This window comes from Kitasatospora sp. NPDC001660 (genome assembly GCF_053596725.1).
Window position 1 is genome coordinate 1 of sequence record NZ_JBSFGU010000059.1, and the last position, 5170, is coordinate 5170.

Below are 5170 nucleotides of genomic sequence, written 5' to 3' on the forward strand. Positions count from 1 at the left end.
TCACGTCGCTGTACCAGCGGCCGAAGGAGGCCACGATGTTCTGGTACGGGTGCCCGTGCTCGGCGACGGGGTTCACGGTGAGCGTCGTCAGGTCGCGGTTACCAGAAGGCCGGCCCCGGCCGCGGCGCAAACAGCCGCCCCTGCCAGGGGGGCGACCACGGCCTGCCTCAAGAGTGTGGTGAATCGGCCTCGATCCTGTGCGGCGCCCAGTCCTACGGCCGGCCGCGCCAAAGCCATTGCCCGGCGGGGGCGTCCCTCGGTCGGTCGGGCAGCGCCAGCCGACCGTCGGTTCTGTGGGGGGTGCCAGGATCGCGCAGCGACCGCGAAGCGGCTTGTCCTGGCGCCCCCCACAGGTTCGGCGGTAGCCCTCCGGGTGTCCGACCGACCGAGGGACGCCCCCGACCGCCCCCACCCCACCTCGCCCCCCACCAAGCGGTACCCGGCCGACAACCCCCGCCCCCTTGGGAGGGAGGGCCCGCCGGAGGCGTCCTCTTTCTGGACAGAACTCCGAACGCAGGGGTCGAACCGGTGCCATCGGCCGGCCGCGTACCGGACCGGCCCGGCCTCGCTCGGTCGGACCCCGCCGGCGAGCCCGGGCCGGTCGGTCCTCATGGGCCCGGGCGACGACATCTATGCGGAGGTTGCGCCGCTCGCCGCCTACACCGGCGCGGTGAAGGCCGGGCATCCGCTCGGAGGCACCGTCACGCTCACGCCGGCGTGACCGCCAGGACGATTTACTCTCCCGCTCGCCGTGAGGGGGGACCAGTTTCCGGCCTTCCCCATAGTCTTGCAATCGCGGCGCGCCCGCCGCCCACTAAGCAAACGGGCGCGCCACGGCGTCCCCGACCTCCCAGGAGAGGCGAGAGTGCATTGAGTCAGCTTACGGAGGCAGAGCCTGAAGTCGACCTCACAGACGATCAGAAGCTTGCCCTGGTCATCTGTGTCGGTCTGATCAAGGGCGGTACCGGCAAGACCACGTCGGTGATCTTCATCGCGATGTGGCTTGTCCTTGTGAAGAAGAAGCGTGTTCTGGCCATCGACGCCGACGCCACTTCTCAGACGCTGTACACGTGGTACTTGATCCGGAGTAAGGCGAAGCAGAAGGTCCCCTTCGACGTCATCCGCCACCACCCCACGGACGACCTCGGTGAACTTCTCGACGCGAAGCGCGGCGAGTACGACGTCATCCTCGTGGACATCGGGGGCGGCGACCGCCAGGCCTTCCACGAGGCCAACCGCCGAGCGGCGCTTCTCCTGATGCCGTCCTCACCTTCCGGGTTCGAACACAGCCGCGTCAACGCCAGCATGAAAGCCGCAGTCCTCGCCGCCAACGACCACATCGGCGCCGGCCTGGCCGTCTACGTGGTGCTCGTCCGTTGCGACTACCGCAACAGCCTGGCGGCCGAAGCGAGGGTGGTCCTCACGGAACGGGAAGATCCCTACCCCCTGGCGGAGAACGAGATCCAGTATCTCGTCCAGTACCCCAGGGCCTGGGAGCGCCTGCCCAACATCACGGAACTCGATCAGTATGGTGCGCTGATGCGTGAAGCCATGAAGGGAGCGGGAGTCGAATGAGCCAGCCCCGCGTGCTCAGCCCTGCAGCCGCCGCCCGAGCTGCGGCTGCGAAGGCGAACGAGGTGGAGACGGAGCCGGAGTACGACCCGTCGGCCGATCAGACTTCCGCGCCCCCCGTGCCCCCGAGCCGTGCACAGCCGATGGAGCGGGCGGCCTCGACCCCGTCGGCCCAGGCCGGGCCGCCGGCCCGCCACGCGACCCCCTTCGGTTCGCCCGACGACTGGGTGGGCTCCGCTGCCGTTCACGGGGCAGCCGGCCCCCTGCCCGCAGTGGCAGGCACGCAGTCCCCCGCATACGCCGTTGAAGAGTACGGCGTGCCCCAGCAGGCGGCCTCCGCTGAGACCTCGCCAGATCACCGGTATCCGCCAGGCCCGGGACGTCCGCCCGTTCCTCGCCCGCAGGACATCCTTCACCTGCGCAAGCTCAGCCGCAGCTCCCTGAGCCTGACCGTTCCCGACGCGTTGGAGCTGCCGAAGCGACTGAAGCGCTACTGCCTCGACAGAGACGTGGACGTCGTGGGCGACGCGGTTGCCGTTGCTCTTGACGCTTGGCTGAGCGCGCAGGGGTACTGACGCACAGGGCGGGTCGGCGAGGTTCAAAGCCGGCCCGCCCTGTCGTTCGCTGATCAAATAATTCACCATCACATCTGCTAGAATTCTAGAAGGCTAGAAAGCTAGAGGAGTGGACGGGCATGGATGACCTGACGATGCGTGAGCATGCGCGTCAGCTGCGTCGTATTGCCGATGAGCTTGACCCTGCCAGTGCCCATCGTGGCCCGTTGACGGAAAACCCTGCTGTGGTTGCACTGGCCCAGGACAAGCGATCCGAGCGCGAGCAGTACAACGGCTACGTCTTGACCGCCCTGGATCTGAAACGGCGCACGTCCAGATACCTGGCGGAGTTCCCGGATCGCCAGAAGGGCGACGTCATGTCGCTAGCGATGGACCAATGGCTTACCGACCGTGGCTACTGAGCTCTACCGTTCGGTCTGCCGGTCGTGTGGACCCGTTCCCGTCTAAGCGGAGTCGGGAAATCAACGCCCCGAGGCGTCGCAGCTTGCCGGCGTCGTACGCCCCGGGGGCCTGCACCAGAGGAACGCCCCTGATGACACCCGCCAGTATCCCGTCTCGGAACACCTCTCGGGTACCGGTCGCCGTAGTTTCGGCCGTCGCCGCCCCTTCTCGCATTGGGGTCGCCCGATGAAGATCCTCGACGCCTTCCACACCGTCGCCCAGGCTCTCCAGGTCCCTCCGGCCCTTGTGGCAGTTGTGGCGCTTCTCCTGACGGCCGGATCGCTCGGCCTCTCGATGTGGGCGATCCGTAGCGTCTACCGCAAGGCCCTGCGGTGGGCCTCCCGGGTCGCCAGCGACGAGAACAACGCCGCACGGCAGCGCGTCCAGGCGGCGCTCAGCAGCCACTGGACCATCGTCGTGGGCATCATCTCGATGTCCGTCAGCACGTTCAACCTGTACCAATGGGCGCGGAACCACGGCCAGCTCCCCATGCCCATGGCCGCCGGCTTCGTGGCGGGGCTCGACGGCGCCACCGTTGGTCTGGTGTTGGAGATGTACCGGCGCTCGACGGCGGAGGTGCCGCAGGAGGCGGCGCTGCGGATCATCCGGCGGATGACCTGGACGCTGGTCGCCATCTCGGCATCCGCCAACTGGGCCGAGGCCTCGGGGAAGGGGCTTCTCGCCCAGTGCGCCATGGCGTCCAGCCCCATCACGGCAGCGCTGTTGATCGAGCTGAACCTGGCCGCTTCCCGAGCCGAGGCCCGGGCGGCGGCCGGCCTGGACCAGGAGGACGACGGGGTCGCCGGTCCGATCCGGCTGGTCGTCGTGCTCTGGCGCCAGCTGTGGACATCCGTCTTCACCAGGCTCGGTCTTGACGCCCGCGCGACGGGCTCCGAGGTCGAGCGGGCGCTTCTCGCACAGCGGGCCGCAGAGGCGATGTACTCGCTGCGTCTGTTCGAGGAGGGCGAGGCCGCGCTGGCGGGCCTTGCCCAGGACGCGCGTGTCGTGCGCCGCAGTCAGAAGGAGCGGAAGCGGCTGACGCAGACCGCCCAGCGTGCCCTGACCCGGGGCCACGTGACCACTGACATCCAGCAGGGTCTCGCGTACTCCCGCGTGATGTACGTGCTCACCCAGGCCCCGGCGATGTCTCGGGTCGACTACGACGACCCGGCCGCTGTGATGACGTCGCTGGAGAACATGCGGATCGAGCTCTCGGCCGAGCGGATCGAGGCCGGAGTCCGTGCCCAGGAGGCGGAGGCGGTCCGGGCGAAGGCGGAGGCTGCCGCTGCTCAGGCCGCTGAGGATCTGGCGGCGGCGCAGGCCGATACGGAGGCCGCCAAGGCTGCAGCCGCGCGAGCGGCCGAGGCCGAGGCCGAGGCACGGGCCGCGGCCGCGGCTGCGGCTGCCGATGCCTCGTTGTCCGTTGCCAAGGTCGCCGAGCTCCGTGAGGAAGTCGCGCAGTTGCAGGCCGAGGCCGAGGAAGCGGAGGCTGCACGGGAGCGTGCAGCCGCAGCACAGCAGGAGGCTGAGGCCATACGACAGCAGGCGGCTGACGAAGCGGAGGCTGCACGGCAGCAGACGTCCGTTGCACGGCAGGAGGCTGAGGCCCTCCAGAAGGCGGCCCACGAAGACGCGGAGAAGGCCACGCAGGTTCTTCAGCAGGCCGAGACCGCTCGGCTGGAGGTGGCTGCTGCACGGCAGCAGGCTGCCGATGAGATGGCCGCACTCGACGCTGCACGGGCCCAGGCAGAGGCTGCACGGCGTCAGGCCGAGGCCGCACAGAGGCTCACCGCGGAGGAGCTGAAGGAGGCCCGCGAGGAGCTGGCCCGCTTGGAGACCGCACAGGTGGATGCGAGGGCTGTGCGTCAGGCCGCGCTGCACGAGGCCGAGGCCGCCGGCCGCCGGAAGGCGGAGCTGGACGCGGATGCCCAGGCCACCGCAGCGGCCCGCGCGACGGCCGCCCGCGAACTTGAGGCGGCGGTGGCTGCACGCGAGGCCGCCGATCGCGCGCAGGCCCAGTCCAAGGCCGATGCGGAGGCCGCCAGCCGACGCTTGTCGGAGCTCACGGTCGAGCTCGACCGTCTGGAGAACGCGCACGCGGCGCGTTCCGCTGCGGCGCTGGCCGAAGAGAAGCGGCTGGAGGAACTGCGGAGCCTGCGATCCACCGCGGAGGACAGCGCCACGGAAGCGGAGTCCCGTCGCGAGCACGCAGTGTCCCTGAGCCGGGCAGCGCTGGGGCTGTTCGACCGCCTGCAGGGCGACGCGGAGGCCTCCCGTCCCAGCAAGGTCTTCCGGATGCCGGAGATGGGCCCCGACGGTCCCCTGTGGCAGAGCGCCGGCAAGCAGGCCGGGTGGGACCTCTACCTGACCACGATGCTCACAACCGGCGTCGAGCCGGAACGCGCCGAACTGGTGGCCGTCGGCGGCGTGCAGGACGGCCGCGTGCGCGGCTGGCTGGGCGAGTTCCGCCGCGTGCTGCTGGAGATGGTGATCGGGGCCGACGTGCACCCTGCCGCCGACTCCGTGCAGGATCCCGGGGCTGCCGTGCAGGATCCCGGGGCTGCCGTGCAGGAATCCGGGGC

General features: G+C 69.9%; 2 protein-coding genes and 2 pseudogenes. 3 read left to right on the forward strand and 1 reads right to left on the reverse strand.

Annotated elements, in window-relative coordinates; genetic code table 11:
- A pseudogene (locus tag ACWCXH_RS35250) lies at positions 1-94 on the reverse strand (succinate dehydrogenase); the annotation flags it as partial.
- Between the two features lie 776 nt (positions 95-870).
- Between ACWCXH_RS35250 and ACWCXH_RS35255 the strand changes: the two are divergent.
- The 3 genes and pseudogenes from ACWCXH_RS35255 to ACWCXH_RS35265 all read left to right on the forward strand — a co-directional run.
- Positions 871-1575: a ParA family protein gene (locus ACWCXH_RS35255; protein WP_449805587.1), complete on the forward strand. Its 705-nt coding sequence runs from the start codon at positions 871-873 to the stop codon at positions 1573-1575.
- Positions 1576-2266: 691 nt separating this feature from the next.
- Positions 2267-2548 carry a hypothetical protein gene (locus ACWCXH_RS35260; RefSeq protein WP_449805588.1) on the forward strand — a complete coding sequence of 94 codons (282 nt, stop codon included), beginning with the start codon at positions 2267-2269 and terminating at the stop codon, positions 2546-2548.
- Positions 2549-2774: 226 nt separating this feature from the next.
- Positions 2775-5170, forward strand: a pseudogene (locus ACWCXH_RS35265) (hypothetical protein); the annotation flags it as partial.